Raw genomic sequence first — 16,073 nt, 5'->3', positions numbered from 1 at the left:
AAGAGACTTTTTGTTTAGCATCTGTCGCTGAGTTTTATAGGTCTCAAGTGCATTGCAATGTGTTTTGCTGCATGTTGACACAACTGCAACAATAATTTATAATGAGCACGGTCGGTAGGTAAGGCTACCACGGGGATAAGGGTTGCTGCCGCAACACAGTGGAGACACTGCACGCTGGTTAACAGTCGTTGTCGAATTTAAGGCTTCGACTAATGCAACGCCACCGCCCTGCGAAGCTGAAGCTTGAACGACGTGGCACGCTTAACATGCATTTGTGTGTTTTGGTGCGTCTCTGTTCTCTTGTAAACCTCCGATTCAATGATGAAGATTTGCGCCGGCAGCGCACTAACTTAAGGAGGTGATTTGCCGTGAAACATGACAGTAAAAGCCATAATTCTAGTACTCGTACTGATGAAGGCTCCGACACTATTGGCAGTAGTAGTTCGGATGTTCCTCCTGAATATATGAAGCCGGCAATCACCGAATTTAGGTTGCAAAACTTGCGAAATATATAACTTACGAATACAACTTGCGAAATATAATTTACGAAGTTAAAACGTGAGTTCTAGTTATTTGCGCCTGTAACGTAATCAATGGTGATACGGCTACGCAAGAATTTACACAAGAAAAGTTACGCAGATCTTTACGCAAGAATTTACGAAAATCTAAATAGAAATCCGCATAGAAATCTCAATAGATATCTGCGTAATAAATGAATAGAAATAAAAAATACACGAAGGTGAACCCACTTATTGCCTATTCGAGGACTTTATTATGACCGTATTTACAACTTCGCGCAAAGAAAGCGCAGGTGCGCAAGTCGACGAGAACACTCGTTTCTGGTCGGATATTATTGTGTGCGTTGGCATTATTGCCGTTTTTGGCGTAACTGCCTTCCTTATTCAGCGCATAAATCAGCCGATTGGTCCAAGTGGCATACCATCTAAGGTATCCACGGACTTAATCAATCTGCCTTACTACACTTTGCGCTCAGTATTTCGCATGCTGATCGCATTAGTTGCATCTCTTATATTTACTATTGTTTATGGCTCTCTTGCAGCTCGCAGTCGTAGGCTTGGCAAGGTGCTTATTCCTCTTCTAGATATTTTGCAATCAGTTCCAATTCTTGGCTTCCTTTCGGCAACTGTCACTATTTGGTTGGTAATTTTCCCTGGATCAATGCTTGGTGTTGAAGCCGCTTCGATTTTTGCTATTTTTACGAGTCAAGCATGGAATATGACTTTTTCGTTCCACCGTTCGCTGCTCAGCGAGCCAAAGGAACTGGATGAGGCAGTTCGTAGTTTGCAACTCACGCATTGGCAACGTTTCTGGGTGCTAGACATGCCTAACGCAATGATTCCGCTGCTTTGGAATTGTATGATGTCTGTTGGAGGCGGATGGTTCTTCCTTACAGCTTCGGAAATGATTTCCGTAAATAATCACACTTATGCTCTTCCTGGCATCGGTAGTTTTGTGGCACAAGCTGCTGCTGAAAATAAGCTTGGTCTTATTTGGTGGGCTATTTTGTCGATGGTGATTGTTGTTTTGGCACTTGACTTCTTCTTGTGGAAACCGCTTACAGCTTGGGCTGAGCGTTTCCGCATTACGCAAAGCGCATCTGATAATGAGCGTCACAGTGCTATTTTGACTCTTATTCGTCACTCTCATGCAGATGAAGTTATTAGTAAACTGTTTTTGCCAATTCGCGAGTGGCTTGAAAAAATAACGCGCCCATTCGGTCGCACAGGCTCCAAGTGGCCTCATAAGGCTGCTCAGCATAAGCTTGGTGATTGGGTATTTAACGTTATTATGATAATTATTGTGGCTGCTGGCGCCGCCCATATGCTTTACTTTGTGTATACAACTGCGGGTTTGCATGAGTTTATTACTGCAGGCATGCTTGGTGGCATCACTTTTATGCGCGTTGCTGCGTTGATTTTAATAAGCTCGCTTATTTGGGTTCCTGTTGGTGTTGTAATCGGCATGAATCCTAAGATTTCGCGTATTATGCAGCCTATAGTGCAAATTCTTGCTAGCTTCCCAGCAAACTTCATCTTCCCGTTTGCTATGGCTTGGTTTATGGCCTGGCATATTGATCTTGGTTGGGGAAGTATTATTTTGATGGCTCTTGGTACGCAATGGTACATTTTGTTCAATGTTATTGCAGGTGCTAGTGCTATTCCTGATGATTTGCGTGAAATGACGCGCAGCTTCCGCTTGGATCGTACTTTGCGATGGAAGACGCTTATTTTGCCGTCTATTTTCGGTTCATGGTGCACTGGCGGTATTACAGCTGCAGGCGGTGCTTGGAATGCTTCGATTGTGTCTGAGATTGTGGAATATGGAAAGAACCACATGGAAACTCAGGGTTTGGGCGCATATATTACTAATGCAACCACTTTAGGAGATTCTGCGCGCACTTTAGTTGGCGTAACTGTTATGAGCTTGATTGTCGTTTTAAGCAACCGATTATTCTGGTCGCCAATGCAACGTATTTCCGAAAAACGTTACGTATTGAATTAGATCGACTAACAAATCGACTAATAAATTTACTAATAAATCGCTTAAAATAACAAAATTTTATGAAAAAGATTGGCAAAATTATGAATACTTTAAAGAGCAATGCAAAAAAAGTGCAATCCTCAATTACAAGCGATATTATCGATGCAAAGCACATCAGTCAAAGCTTCACTTCTGACAGTGGCACTACTCAGCACGTTTTGCACGATATTTCTTTCACTCTTCGCGAAGGTGAAATCGTGGCAATATTGGGACGCTCTGGTGCTGGAAAATCAACTTTCCTACGCACAATGGCTGGTCTTGTGCAGCCAACAGAAGGCACAGTAACGTATCGCGGACGCGAGCTGACAGGTCCAAACCCAGGGGTTGCAATCGTATTTCAAACCTTCGCTCTTATGCCGTGGCTTACAGTACAAGACAATGTGGAACTTGGCTTGCGTGCTAGAGGTGTTAGTAAAGAAAAGCGTACTGAGCTTGCTTTAGCTGCAATTGACGCAATCGGTTTGGACGGCTTTGAAACAGCGTATCCTAAGGAACTTTCCGGCGGTATGCGTCAGCGAGTTGGTATTGCGCGCGCGTTGGTGCTGAGACCGGATGCATTGTTTATGGACGAGCCGTTCTCTGCTCTCGATGTGCTTACTGCTGAAAACTTGCGACAGGAAGTTCTTAAGTTGTGGTCTAGCGAGGAGCGAGATATTAAGTCTGTGCTTATTGTGACGCACAATATTGAAGAAGCTGTGCAGATGGCTGATCGCGTTGTGGTTCTTGGATCTCATCCAGGTCACTTAATTGCTGATGTGAATGTTGATTTGCCTCGTCCTCGAGATAAGCACAGTGCTGAATTTGAAGCGATGGTTGATAATTTGTATGCTATTTTGACTGGTTCTGCTCCAGAAAGCACTGCAGAGCAAGACGCTTCCGAAGATGCTGATTCTCAAGATCAAGCAAATAATGCAACTAATGAAGATGCTGAAGATAACGAAGCTGCAGCAATTGCAGATATGCTTATTCAGCGCCACCATGACGATGAAGATGAAGATAAGCAAAGTGAGGATGAAGCTGAAGCAGGTGAGACAAAGGCAGAGCCTGTGGCTGTTCGTTTGCTTCCAAACGCTACACCAGGTGGTATGGCTGGTTTGCTTGACGTGATTTCTGAAAGCCCAGATGGCATTGATTTGGCTGATTTGGCAGCTGATTTGTCGTTTGAGATTGATGATTTGTTCCCACTTGTTGATGCTGGCACGATGCTTAATTTGCTTACTGCAGAAAATGGTCATATTACTATCACTTCTGAGGGTGAAGAGTGGCATAATGCCGATATTTTGCACAGTAAGCAAGTTTTTGCTCGTCTTGCGATTGAACATGCGCCTCTTGTGCACGCAATTGATCAAGCTTTGAGTAGGAATCGTAACGGAAAGCTTCGTGGCGAGCTGATTTTGGATTTGTTGCGCAGTAAGCACACGGATGCTTTGGCGCGTCAGCAGTTTGATATTGCAATTAGCTGGGGTCGTTACGGCGAGTTGTTTGATTATGACGCTGATGATGACGAGTTGACTCGTACAGTTGAAACTGCTCCTCTCGATGGAGTTGTGCGCTGAAATAGTGCGGAATAGTGCGGAATTATGCTCAATAATGTCCATTATTGAGCATAAATTTGGTACTTGTATGCTTTCGATAAAGGGATGCCGCATAGTTCTTTTATCTTTTAGGTCTAGTCGCTTCTTATTTAAGATTGCGCGGATCGGAAGTCCCCTAAAAAGCGAACTTTTTGGGGAAAGATTTGCGTAGCACATTTGTTGCTAACGCTTACTATGCGTCGATATGCGGCGGCGATGGAGGAATATTATGGTAAATGCTGTAGAAGCATTTGATGCTAAGCATCTTAAGGCTGCTGAAGAAATTCCAGCTTTCCGTCCTGGCGATACCGTTGACGTCAACGTTAAGATTCAGGAAGGCAACAACACTCGTATTCAGACTTTCACCGGCGTTGTGATTGCTCGTAAGGGTGCTGGCGTGCGTGAAACTTTCGTTGTTCGTAAGGTGAGCTTCGGCACTGGTGTTGAGCGTCGTTTCCCACTTCATTCTCCAGCTATCGATTCGATTAAGCTGGTTCGTAGCGGTCGCGTTCGTCGCGCTAAGCTGTACTACTTGCGCGCTTTGCGTGGTAAGGCTGCTCGTATTGCTGAGCGTCGCGATAACTCTGCTAAGTAAAATAGAACTTATGTGAAGGGTATTTGTTATGACTGATGACACGCAAATTAGCGATACTCATATCGTTTCAGTAGCGGGTCATGGTATAGATCCTTCACCGGTTCCACCAGAGCCGGAAGGAGATTTACCTTCCGGCTCTCGCATGTTTAAGCGCAAAAATAGAAAAGGTAAGCATTTTGCACATTCTAAGCGTGCTAAAAATGACCGCCTAACTTTGCGCGATGCTATAACATGGTTCGGTATTCCAGTATTAGTAGTGATACTTATTCGTGTGTTCCTATTTGGAGCTTACACAATTCCTTCTGGCTCTATGCTAGATACTATTCATATTGGCGATTATGTTATTACGACTAAGCTAACTCCGCGCTTATTCCCATTAAAGCGTGGAGATATTGTTGTTTTTGAGGATCCTGCACATTGGTTGAGTGGTGAAAATTCTTCCGGTGTTGTTGGCAAGGATTTAATTAAGCGTCTTATTGGTTTGCCTGGGGATACTGTTGAGTGTAAAGGCGCTGGGCAGCCTATTGTTGTAAACGGTGTTCCAATACGAGAATCTTCCTATATTCGTCCTGGTGTTGACCCGAGTGCTTTTCCGTTTAAAGTAAAAGTTAAAGCTGGTCACGTGTTTGTTTTGGGCGATAATCGTTCTAATTCTGCGGATTCACGATATCATCGCAATGATGGCGATGATGGCTTAGTTCCGATTTCCAAAATCGAGGGCGTTGCTGTGTTTAGATCGTGGCCGCTTGATCGAATTGGTCTTTTAGACGAACACCATGATGATTTTAAAGATGTGCCTGATCGTCCTGCAAAATAAAAAGTATTAACGCAATGAGTATTAACGAAATTGTGTTAGCGCGACTTGTATCTACTGATTTTAATTATGTCAAATAAATCATCCAATATACCGCTTGTTCCATCATTTAAATATGAGCAAGATCTGCTTTGCGAAGGCTATGATTGGGTTATTGGTCTTGATGAAGTAGGAAGAGGCTCTCTTGCAGGTCCTGTGATGGTAGGAGCTGCAGTTATTGGAATTAAACAAGTAAAAGAAAACTATATGCCTGAAGGCTTAGCTGATTCTAAATTGCTGAGTGAAAAGCGTCGAGAAGAGCTTTATGAACCGTTGCAAAAATGGTGTACAACTTGGGCAGTCGGGTCTTGCACTAACACAGAAATTGATGAGTGGGGTATTAGCTATGCTCTTGGTGTTGCTGCATTAAAAGCAATTTCTAAAGTTGAGGAAGATATTAAAAAGCTAAGTTTTAGCGTAAATGCGAATACGCGTGAGAATACGCGTGAGAATTCAAACTTTCGTATTGCAGCAATATTGGATGGACCTTGCGATTATATTGACAAAGTCGCAAATACTTTTGACGCTCCTTACATTCCTGAGCCTGTAAAAGTCCATACTTTAGTAAAAGCAGACAGACAGTGTGCGAGCGTAGCTGCAGCTGCAGTTTTGGCAAAAGTTACTAGGGATAATCTTATGGTATCTCTTGCTAAAAATCCGAAATATGCAGCCTACGATTGGGCAAGTAATAAGGGTTACGGCTCTTTAGCTCATCGCAATGCCATTAAAAAAGTAGGACCTAGCGATTTGCATAGACTGTCTTGGCATCTATAAGCGAGGGGTATATATGGCAGAAAATGAAGCAAAACGCGTGTCAATGATCGATGTTGCGCATGCTGCTGGCGTAAGTCATCAAACTGTTTCTCGCGTTATTAATAATTCTCCTGATGTTTCTGCTAACACGCGAATTAAAGTTCTGCGAGTTATTGAGCAACTTGGGTATTATCCAAGTAATTCAGCGCGCGCATTAGCGACTAAGAGGTCGCGTACTTTAGGGCTTATCGTTGGTGCAGAAAATAGAACATCTCGAAACATTATTGCTCCTATAGAAGCGCAAGCAAAATCTCGTGGTCTTTTTCTTTCTATTAGCATGGTCAACGAAACATTATGTGAACAAAGTGATATTCAAGATTTATGCGAGAGTTTTGAAGAGCAAAATGTCGACGGATTAATAATTGACGCTCCAACAGACGCAATATTTACGTCACTGTGTCGTACGCGTATTCTTAAGCCGTGCGTATGTGTTACTGCTACTCATGGTGCAATAAGCGCGCATGAAGGCATGAATATGTTGCGTTCTCGTAGCAACGTTGAGTATTCAATGATTGGGATTAATCAATCTCGCGCAATGAACGATATTGTGTCACTTATTGCGCATTATGGACATCGAAATGCCATTTATATAGCAGGTCCTTCACAATGGAGAGGTGCTGCAACGCGACTCATTGCATGGCGTTCACTTTCAACTGCTCAAGGTATTCATTCGCATATTGTGCAATGTACTTCGTGGAAGTCTTCTGAAAGTTACGCGCGAATGAATCATATGATTGAGAAATTTGGTATAGATGGCATTGCATTGCCGACTGTTATTGTTGCTTCAAGCGATGAGCAGGCAGTAGGAGTTGTGCGTTCCTTGTATGAGCACGGTTTGAAAATTCCGAGTGATATTAGTGTTGTTGGTTTCGGCGATATTCCGGCAATAAGTGATTTTTTCCCACCTCTTACAACTGTGAGTCTCGATATGCAGCAATTAGGATCGTTGGCAGTGCGTGAAGCTTTGAGATTAATGAATCATGGGCCTGAACCAGCATTCCCAGATATGTCTCATGGAGTTGGACAAATACCTGCTAGCTTAAAATTGCGTTCTTCTATTGGTGCAGTATTGAGATAATTTTGCGATCGTGAAAAATTGTATGAAAAAATTATTGAGAATAGAATTAAGAATGGTATTTTTAATTATTTTTTTGATTATTTAAATATTGCGTGAAACAGTTGTGAAACAACTTTATTTTCTTAATGCTAATATCTGGCAAAATGGCTTAAAATCAGCATAATTACGCGGCTGTCGGCGTGTTGATGGTGTGTGTGAAGCGTAATCTTAACATCTGTTGGGAGTGTGTGGTTTTTGAATAAATATGGAATAAAGAAAAGGATCAGGAGATGATAAATCGCTGCTTTGCGTTCGTGCCAGGAATTAAGCATCTAGTTGTTTTAAGGTCGGCGTGTCTTGCGATTTCTTATCTTGTAAACATAGCTTTTGTCTACGTTTGCGTTGGGATGTTGTCTCCAGTATTAAGACCTGTTCGTTCTACTGGAACTTCTTTAATGAGTTCTGTTGAATTTACGTCTTACATTATTGTTTTAGCTGCTATTATTTTGCTGAAATATGCAGTTTTTTACTGGTCGTGTACTGTTTGTGCAGAAATTGAGTCGCGAATAGCTATGCGTTTGCGCCCTAAAATGTTGCGCGCAATGTTATCTCTACGCTCTGTAGATATTGAAGATTCTCATGACATTACTTCTTTGCGCGTAAATGAAGATATTTTTGCAATACAAAGTTTTGTTGCTTCTTTAGTTCCACAAATTATTGCATCTATTCCTGTTCCTGTAGTCGTTTCTGCAGCACTATTTACAGTTAACCCTGCTATAGCTGGGATTTGCGCATTAGCTGCGTTGTTTAATGTTGCTTCTCTTATATTCTCGTTGGCACTAAGCCCAGTATCGTGGCGTTGTGTAAGTGCATTATTTGCCTATGTTATTGCTGGACTCGCAATTGTTGCAACTGTTTGGTTATCTTCCGTTAAAGGTGTAGGTCTTGCTGCAGCTCTGTTGACAATGCCTTTGTTAATGTTAAGCGTCCAGCCACTGAGAATTGTTGGTAAGAATATGCATGTAGTTAAACATGCTGTTAATGGTTTGAATCATGTTGAAGCATTGTTGCAAATGGTTACTGATTCTCCTGCTCCAATAGCATTTAGTGACGACGGTTCAACATTATCTTTGCCTGATGGCTCAACCAATATTGCTTTGCGTATGCGATGCAATATTTCGGAAAATAATGCGAATACTAATGAAGCTCAACGTTTATCGATAATTGCAAAATCTGGTGAATTGCAAGTTATTCCAAGTAAATATCATCATGTTATGCGTGAGAAAATACTTTCTGGAACAGGTTTTAATAAATCTGCTGACATATTGCTTTCTTATAGCGACCGTTATGATATTCATGAAGACGACGTTTCTCCATTTGTAGTTTCTGAAGTATTTGACGCAAACGATAGTGCATCTTACTTGTCGTTGAACGATGCAAGTTCTGCAGCTTTAGCAGATATTGTTACTATAGTTAGCGAGCGAAGTCATCTATTTTCCACAACATTGCGAGAAAACTTACTTTTGGCTGCTCCAACAGCTACGACTACTGCGATGTGGGATGCATTGCGAGCTGTGCGAATAGATGGTGTTGTTTATGCCGATTACGACGGTCTAGATATGCCAATAGATAGACTTTTTAATAATCCTGAAGCATCCTATAATTCTGAAGATTTAAAGCGTCGCGTTATTCTTGCTAGAGCAATTTTAAGACACACTAAAGTGTACGTTTTTGATTATTCCCAATGTGATATTAGCAATCATGAGGCTGAAGAAATTGTTAAAATATTGCGTCGCATAGCGCGTTATGCAAATGTAATAGTATTAATGCCAAATGATGATGGCATTAGCTCAACGGACGAAATAGCAACTGTAGAATCGTATCGTCATGTTGCTAATGATAGTTCTAAAAATATTACGCAACTAAATCAATTAAACGAATCTCAAAACTCGCAAAACTCGCATAATGTTGAGCAAGCTCAGCAAGATCCTAATAAAAACAAGCATATTTCTTCTATTGCAAGTATTGCTTATACTTATGAAGTGAGAACAATCTCAAAGTTCAAACGTGCTATTTTTGCTTTTATATCAATGTTTAGTACTGCTCTCAATCTTGTTTCTGCAGTATGTATTCCTGTTGCTATTGTTTCAGCGATGTTTGCTGTTGCAGGACGTCCAATATTTGGTTTTGTAATGCAACAGTGCGTGCTTGTTGCTGTTGCTTGTATGGCAGTTCGTGCATTAACTCTTGTTACAACATTTGCAGGTGTAGATATGCATCACGAACATTGGCATAAAGCTCATATCAGCATGAATGTTGGAATGATATTTGCAGTTGTACCTCTTATGGTTGTTTTGTACTATTTCGATGCGAATTTGTCTTATGTAGCTATTGTTTCATGCGTGTTTATTATGTTTATTGTTCCTCGATACTTACTTATACGCTCCAAGCATATTGCAAATAAAGTGCGCATTGAACAACATGAAGTTGAGAATGAAGTAAGTGATATTGAGCTTGGTATCGATGAAGTACTTGCATTTAGGCAAGGTGAGCATTGCGTTAATCGAATGGTTACTTCAATGCATAAAGTTTCTCAACAAAGAATGCGTCTGGCTCGTAAAAGTGGAGGCATGTCGGCACTTGTTCTTGCTATATCGTTAATTAGCATTTCTGTAGCCGCACTAGTGGTTTCTCACACCATTCATCCGGTGCCAGCTAATATTCCAGCATGGAGTACGGTTTATGCTGTTATGGCAATGGTTTTGCTTGTAATTATGATTCAGCAAGTTGTAGATGTTGTTTTACAAAGAATACCGTCTGTTATGAGAGTTAAGAGCAGTAACTAACTTTAATTTAAAAAATATTGAATATGCATAAGTTGAGTTGGGGGACTGAGCATGCGTAATCGTTGTAACAAGAGGCAGTTTCTTGCGCTGTTCTGGATGCTGCTGTTTGCTGTTTTATGTGGGATTGTTATTGGCTTGTTGCTTCCTAAAATAAACAGTAGCGTTGGGAAGATTACAGGAGAATATGAAGCAAGCGGAGAAGCTGCACAAGCATTGGGAAAATTGCGTATATCTAAGCCTTATCGTTACGGGTACGAGCGTCAAGTATTTGGATATCGTACTACTGACGATGACGGTAACGGATGTGACGTTAGGGAAGACGTTTTAGCGCGTGATTTACAAAATGTGAAATATAAGTACGCAGGATCCTGCCAAGTGCGTTTCGGCTTGTTGCATGATCCGTATACTGGCAAAGATATTCACTTCGTGCGTGGGCGAAAAACCAGTGCATTAGTTCAAATAGATCATGTTGTTGCATTACAAAATGCGTGGGAATCTGGAGCGTGGAAATGGAATCGTGCAAAACGATTAAAATTTGGCAACGATATGATGAACCTACTCGCGGTTGAGGGAGCTGCTAATCAAGAAAAAGGTTCCGCGTCCGCAGCTTACTGGCTTCCTTCAAACAAAACCTTCAGGTGCGAATATGTTGCTAGGCAAATAGCTGTTAAGTATAAATATGGTTTAACTGTAACTCGCGAAGAAAAGCAGAGTATGGAAAGCGTATTGCATAACTGTTCTGCACAAAAATTACCAAAGTAAGGATTTCTCAGTTTGGTATTCGTAAAGCGACTTAGTGAGCGTTTAATAAGCGTTTAGTAATGATTATGAGTGTGATCGTGCATTACGTCGTGATGCTCTGCTGAATGAGGAATATGCAACACGCGCATGCGATCAATAGCTCTACGCGCAAGATTGTGAGCAGAACCCGTGCCTTCGCCCTTGACTCCAAAAATAACGATAAGAGCCATAATTCCTGTAATAATAGCACTAATGCGCAAAGTCCATTGAACTCCGAAAATACTAGCAGCAACATCGGCAGCGTGACCTGTGCCAGAATGGTGAAGAGTTGTCAATACTGTCATTGTAACTACTAAAACAGGTGCTCCAATAGCTCCCCAAAGCTGACGCATAGTATTAGTTACAGCCGAACCATCGCCAAGTTCTTCCTTATGCAAACAATTAAGCGACCACGTAGTTATTGGCATAAGCAAGAATCCCATGCCAATTTGGCGAGTAAACTGCCAAATGGAAATCCACCAAATCCACGTATCCATGTCAATAAGACTCATCATTACAGTGCCAAAAAACAGAATAATAGAGCCTGCCATAGCAACTGGGCGCACTCCAAAGCGATCTAGCATACGACCACCAAAATACTGCGAAATAGCCATGCCGAACGCTCCAGGAAGCAGAATTAAGCCGCTCATAGTTGCTGAAAAACCACGATCAGACTGAATATAAAGCGGAATAAGCACCATAATTGAGCTGAAAGCAAAAAATGTAAGGCAAGCGCAAATAGTACCTACCATAAAGTAGCGGTTTTTAAGCACATTAAGACCAAGAAGAGGAGTGTGACCGCGTTTTTGCGCTCGCAACTGCCTTATAACAAACCAAGCAATTCCAAAAGTGCCAATAATCATAGGAGCCCAAGATAATGGGTGTGAAATTCCGCATCCTTCAATATTAGTGAATCCAAACATGAGCCCGCCGAAGCCAATAACCGAAAGGCCAACCGAGAAGAAATCAGCATGCGCGTTAAGATCGTGTTCTCCAAAATTATGCAAGAAAAATACTGCCAAAACGACGGATATTGCTCCGATAATAGTAAGAGAGCAGAAAATAGAACGCCATCCATTAATATCAGTTTGCAAACCGCCAATAGTAGGACCGATTGCTGGAGCAATACTCATAGCCATGCCAACGCTTCCCATTGCCATACCTCTGCGAGTAACAGGGTAGACGGAGAATACGGTAATTTGTAAAACAGGCCACATTACGCCAGTGCCAATAGCTTCAAGAGTTCGACCAACCAGTGCCATCATAAAGTCGTTACTAAGCCATGCAAGTACGGATCCAAAAGTAAAAAGCGACATGGAAGTAATAACAATTTGGCGAGTAGAAAAGCGTCTTGTTAAAAATGCTGTAAGTGGAACCATAATTGCCATAATCAGCTGGAAAATAGAAGTAAGCCACTGACCAGTTGTGACGCTTATACCAAATTCTTGAACTATTGTTGGCAATGCTGCAGTAAGTTGTAATTGTGCGAAATTGCCGATAAATGTAATAAACGTAAGAATAGCGAGAGAAATTAAAGCAGGACGTGTAAGACGATTGTTATTGTATGCTTCTTCGCCTGTTAATGCATGACTGAGATCTTGGCTTTTATTAGACAGCCATGTTGAGTGCGTCAAAATAAAACATCCTTTTTTGTTCTTAAACATAGTTTTTCTTAAGCGTATTTTTAAGCATAGGTGGCAAAAGTCAATCGACTTAAGTCTATTCTCTTATCTATTACAACAAAAATTGCAAAACTTAATTTACGCAAAACAAAAGTTATTTAAAAATTTATTTTGCGCAAAACAATGATATTTAGACTGATTCTAATCAGTAGCTGTGGTAGGAAAGCCAATGATTGTAAGCGCCTTGAATGGAGCCATAACGACCATTGCAATAATTCCAGAACCAGCGGAGCTGCGTTTGATAGTTAGTTGCCCAATCAGCGCCAGCAGAAGCCATTTTTCCGCCTGGCAAAGCTTGAGGTAAACCGTAGGCCCCAGAAGGATTCATTGCGTTTACGCGCCAACCGGACTCATGAGAAATAATAAATACTGTTGCAGTAAAATCAGCTTCACTATAACCGTTAGAGATAAGCCAGTCGTGAGCCCATTGTTGCATCTCGCCAGCAGGAACAGTCGTACCGATAGAAGCAGTTAAGCCAATTCCGGCAGAAGAGCCGCCAGTTCCAACAAGAATAACCTTATCTTTTGGAGCTTTTTTAACATAAGAAGCAAAAATATTAGAGGAAACTATTTTTCCCTTAGCTCGAGTAACTATTTTTGCTGTTTCCATTACGCCGTTAGCGCCTTCACTTTGCACCTTCTCAGTACCTTTTGGAAGTGCAGCAGTTTCCTTTTTAACGACGTTAAACGCGATTGGGTCGTCGGAATTCTCTAATTTTGCGCCTGCACGATTAATAGTAATAACAGTTGATTCGCTAACTTTAGTTGTAAGAGATGGAGTAACAACATCGTGTGGCTCAAGAGTGATATCTCCAGCATCAAGAACGGATTTTACATCAGTGAAATCAGTGCCCAAAATAGTACGATGATGACCATTTATAACAACGTTAATATATGAAGTCGCGCCATTATGCAACATACTACGGCTAGCACTACGAGAAACTTGCGAAGAATCGGTTGCTGAATAAGAAGTAACCTGAACAGCGTGACCTTTAGACGAAGCGTAAAAATCTCGCGAGGCAAAACCAAGTATCACCAAAGCAACGAAGCCCAAAATAACCGCACTAACTCTAGCCCACTGTCGTAAACTGAGTGAACCAAGCGTAACAGTATGCTTACGGTGACTGGTCATAACCCTCCTTATTTCTGCAATTACTCTATTGATACTTGCAAACGCTCGCAACGTAGACTAATAAAACATGAGAAACATGCGTTAAAGTGTATGTGCAAAACGTATATGCAAAACCTCACGTATTATATCTCATGGCATAGTCTATAAATCAGGATTCAGAATCATTAGATTCGTAAGATTTAGCTTGTTCAACCAAATCTTCCAAATCAGAAGCTAGTAATGCTCCCGCTTGTCTATAAATAACTTCGCCGCGCTTAATAACCATTACTGTTGGAACAGCTTGGATTTGAGCAGCTGCAGCAATCTCGTTGCTTTTGTCAATATCAACTTTTACGAAAGGAATTTCGGGATATTTTTCACTGACCTTCTCAAAAATAGGACCAAAAGATCTGCATGGACCGCACCATGTTGCCCAAAAATCAACAACAACTATTTCATTTGTCGAAGCAATCTTCTCAAAATTTTCTGTAGTAGCATGTATTGCTGCCATATTACCCCCTCAATATTTTGCGTATTTGCTTTATTGTACGTGCCGCCTTGCATAAAGTTGCCGATAGTGCGCTTATCTGTCGTCTTGCGGCACTAGGCTAGGAGTCATGCTTGATATCCAATTTATTCGTGAACATGCCGACGTAGTTAAGGAATCGCAGCGCAAGCGCGGTGAATCCGTTGAGCTCGTCGATGAAGTATTGCGCAGCGATGATTTGCGCCGAACTGCTCTTAAGGCTTTTGAAGAAGCTCGCGCCGAGCAAAAAGCTATTGGTAAGAAGGTTGCAACAGTTAGCGCGGAGGAAAAGGCTGCGCTTATTGCCGAAACTAAAGAATTAGCTTCGAAAGTTGCGGAATACAAAGCTGAATCCGAAAAAGCTACTGCCGACTACACTACGGCAATGTGGAAGCTTTCTAACATCGTTGAAGATGAAGCTCCAGAAGGCGGAGAAGACGACTATGTTGTAGTTAAGAAGGTTGGTACGCCTCGCGATTTTGCAGCTGAAGGTTTTGAGCCAAAGGATCATTTGACTCTTGGAACTGGTGTTGCTGGAATTGATATGCGTCGTGGCGTGAAGGTTGCAGGCTCTCGCTTCTACTTCTTGCGCGGTGCTGTGGCTCGCTTGCAAATCGCAATGCTTACTATGGCTGTTGATCAAGCCGAAGAGCACGGTTTTACGCTTGCGATTACGCCAACGCTTGTTCGCCCAGAAGTAATGCGCGGAACTGGCTTTTTGAATTCTCATGCGGACGAGATTTACCGTTTGCGCGAACCAGATGATCAGTATTTGGTCGGTACTTCCGAGGTTGCTTTGGCTGGCATGCATGAGGATGAGATTCTTGACTTAAGCAATGGTGCTTTGCGTTATTGCGGTTGGTCGAGCTGCTACCGTCGTGAAGCTGGTGCTGCTGGAAAGGATACTTCTGGTATTATTCGTGTGCATCAGTTCGATAAGGTTGAGATGTTCGTTTATTGCAAGCAGGAAGATTCTCGCGCTGAGCATCAAAAGTTGCTCGGTATGGAGCAGGAAATGCTTGCTAAGGTGGAAGTGCCTTACCGCATTATTGATACTGCTGCAGGTGACCTTGGTTCTTCTGCCGCTCGTAAGTTTGATTGTGAAGCTTGGGTTCCAACGCAAGGACGTTACCGTGAGCTTACTTCTACTTCTAACTGCACTGAGTATCAGGCTCGCCGATTGAATGTGCGCGAACGTATGGAAGATGGCGGAACTCGCCCAGTTAGTACGCTTAACGGCACTTTGGCTACTACTCGCTGGCTTGTGGCTATTTTGGAAAATCATCAGCATGAAGATGGTTCGATTGATATTCCAAAGGCAATGCAGGCTTATATGGGTGGCAAGGAAGTGATTGAGCCGACGAAGTGGGAAGCGTGAGTTTACTCGTGCACAAACACGGCGTTTGTTTCAAAAAACCGTTTAATTAGCTACAAAGCCCGGGAAATTGCCTGGGCTTTATTTTTTAGTTGATAAGCTTTTTGAATCTGGGTGTTGTGTGTTGTGTTCTATACGTGATGATATGCTTACCACTTGTGCGTTGAAAGCGGCAATTTGATTGCTTTCGTGCGCAAATGGATGGGTGTCCGAGCGGTCTAAGGAGACGGTCTTGAAAACCGTTGTAGGGAAACCTACCGCGAGTTCGAATCTCGCCTCATCCGCGAATTAACTAAGCC

At 42.1% G+C, this 16,073-nt stretch carries 13 protein-coding genes, 1 tRNA gene and 1 riboswitch; of the genes, 11 read left to right on the top strand and 3 right to left on the bottom strand.

Features of this window, described 5'->3' with window-relative positions; all coding sequences use genetic code 11:
• Nucleotides 1–103: 103 nt before the first annotated feature.
• A riboswitch (M-box (ykoK) riboswitch) is annotated at nucleotides 104–264 on the top strand.
• Between the two features lie 104 nt (nucleotides 265–368).
• The 9 genes from HXT40_RS05845 to HXT40_RS05805 all read left to right on the top strand — a co-directional run bounded on the left by HXT40_RS05845 (nucleotide 369) and on the right by HXT40_RS05805 (nucleotide 11,062).
• Entirely contained in the window at nucleotides 369–515 is a 147-nt protein-coding gene (locus HXT40_RS05845; protein ID WP_004574037.1) for a hypothetical protein, read from the top strand.
• Nucleotides 516–774: 259 nt separating this feature from the next.
• A complete protein-coding gene (locus HXT40_RS05840; RefSeq protein ID WP_410309397.1) occupies nucleotides 775–2,523 on the top strand; it encodes an ABC transporter permease in 1,749 nt (582 codons plus the stop codon).
• 80 nt (nucleotides 2,524–2,603) lie between these two features.
• On the top strand, nucleotides 2,604–4,118 hold the full coding sequence (locus HXT40_RS05835; RefSeq protein ID WP_410310426.1) for a nitrate/sulfonate/bicarbonate ABC transporter ATP-binding protein: 1,515 nt from the start codon (nucleotides 2,604–2,606) through the stop codon (nucleotides 4,116–4,118).
• A 247-nt stretch (nucleotides 4,119–4,365) separates the two neighbouring features.
• Nucleotides 4,366–4,731, top strand: coding sequence for a 50S ribosomal protein L19 (rplS, locus tag HXT40_RS05830; protein ID WP_004105329.1), 366 nt, complete (start codon nucleotides 4,366–4,368; stop codon nucleotides 4,729–4,731).
• A 28-nt stretch (nucleotides 4,732–4,759) separates the two neighbouring features.
• Complete coding sequence (gene lepB, locus HXT40_RS05825; RefSeq protein WP_004110299.1) at nucleotides 4,760–5,548, top strand: signal peptidase I; 789 nt, start codon at nucleotides 4,760–4,762, stop codon at nucleotides 5,546–5,548.
• A gap of 66 nt (nucleotides 5,549–5,614) precedes the next feature.
• The gene (locus HXT40_RS05820) at nucleotides 5,615–6,358 is read left to right on the top strand and encodes a ribonuclease HII (RefSeq protein ID WP_004110301.1); all 744 of its coding nucleotides are present in this window, start codon (nucleotides 5,615–5,617) and stop codon (nucleotides 6,356–6,358) included.
• 13 nt (nucleotides 6,359–6,371) lie between these two features.
• Nucleotides 6,372–7,475 carry a LacI family DNA-binding transcriptional regulator gene (locus tag HXT40_RS05815; RefSeq protein ID WP_410310210.1) on the top strand — a complete coding sequence of 368 codons (1,104 nt, stop codon included), beginning with the start codon at nucleotides 6,372–6,374 and terminating at the stop codon, nucleotides 7,473–7,475.
• A gap of 269 nt (nucleotides 7,476–7,744) precedes the next feature.
• Entirely contained in the window at nucleotides 7,745–10,300 is a 2,556-nt protein-coding gene (locus tag HXT40_RS05810) for an ABC transporter (protein ID WP_103013913.1), read from the top strand.
• 51 nt (nucleotides 10,301–10,351) lie between these two features.
• Entirely contained in the window at nucleotides 10,352–11,062 is a 711-nt protein-coding gene (locus HXT40_RS05805; RefSeq protein WP_116431905.1) for an HNH endonuclease family protein, read from the top strand.
• Between the two features lie 53 nt (nucleotides 11,063–11,115).
• On the opposite strand, the gene HXT40_RS05800 is transcribed toward HXT40_RS05805, so the two are convergent.
• The 3 genes from HXT40_RS05800 to trxA form a co-directional block, all read right to left on the bottom strand.
• Entirely contained in the window at nucleotides 11,116–12,744 is a 1,629-nt protein-coding gene (locus HXT40_RS05800; protein WP_410310209.1) for an MDR family MFS transporter, read from the bottom strand.
• 163 nt (nucleotides 12,745–12,907) lie between these two features.
• Complete coding sequence (locus tag HXT40_RS05795; RefSeq protein WP_033888583.1) at nucleotides 12,908–13,894, bottom strand: G5 domain-containing protein; 987 nt, start codon at nucleotides 13,892–13,894, stop codon at nucleotides 12,908–12,910.
• 148 nt (nucleotides 13,895–14,042) lie between these two features.
• Nucleotides 14,043–14,384 (bottom strand): thioredoxin, encoded by a 342-nt coding sequence (gene trxA, locus HXT40_RS05790; protein WP_004110313.1) that lies wholly within the window; start codon nucleotides 14,382–14,384, stop codon nucleotides 14,043–14,045.
• A gap of 106 nt (nucleotides 14,385–14,490) precedes the next feature.
• Between trxA and serS the strand changes: the two genes are divergently transcribed.
• A complete protein-coding gene (serS, locus tag HXT40_RS05785; protein WP_103013914.1) occupies nucleotides 14,491–15,777 on the top strand; it encodes a serine--tRNA ligase in 1,287 nt (428 codons plus the stop codon).
• 196 nt (nucleotides 15,778–15,973) lie between these two features.
• Nucleotides 15,974–16,058, top strand: a tRNA-Ser gene (locus HXT40_RS05780).
• The last annotated feature ends 15 nt before the right edge of the window (nucleotides 16,059–16,073 follow it).

This window comes from Gardnerella sp. DNF01180P (assembly GCF_049244205.1).
Lineage (GTDB): Bacteria > Actinomycetota > Actinomycetes > Actinomycetales > Bifidobacteriaceae > Bifidobacterium > Bifidobacterium swidsinskii.
The sequence above is the reverse complement of the archived record's forward strand: the minus strand, read 5'-3'. Positions and strand labels throughout refer to the sequence as shown.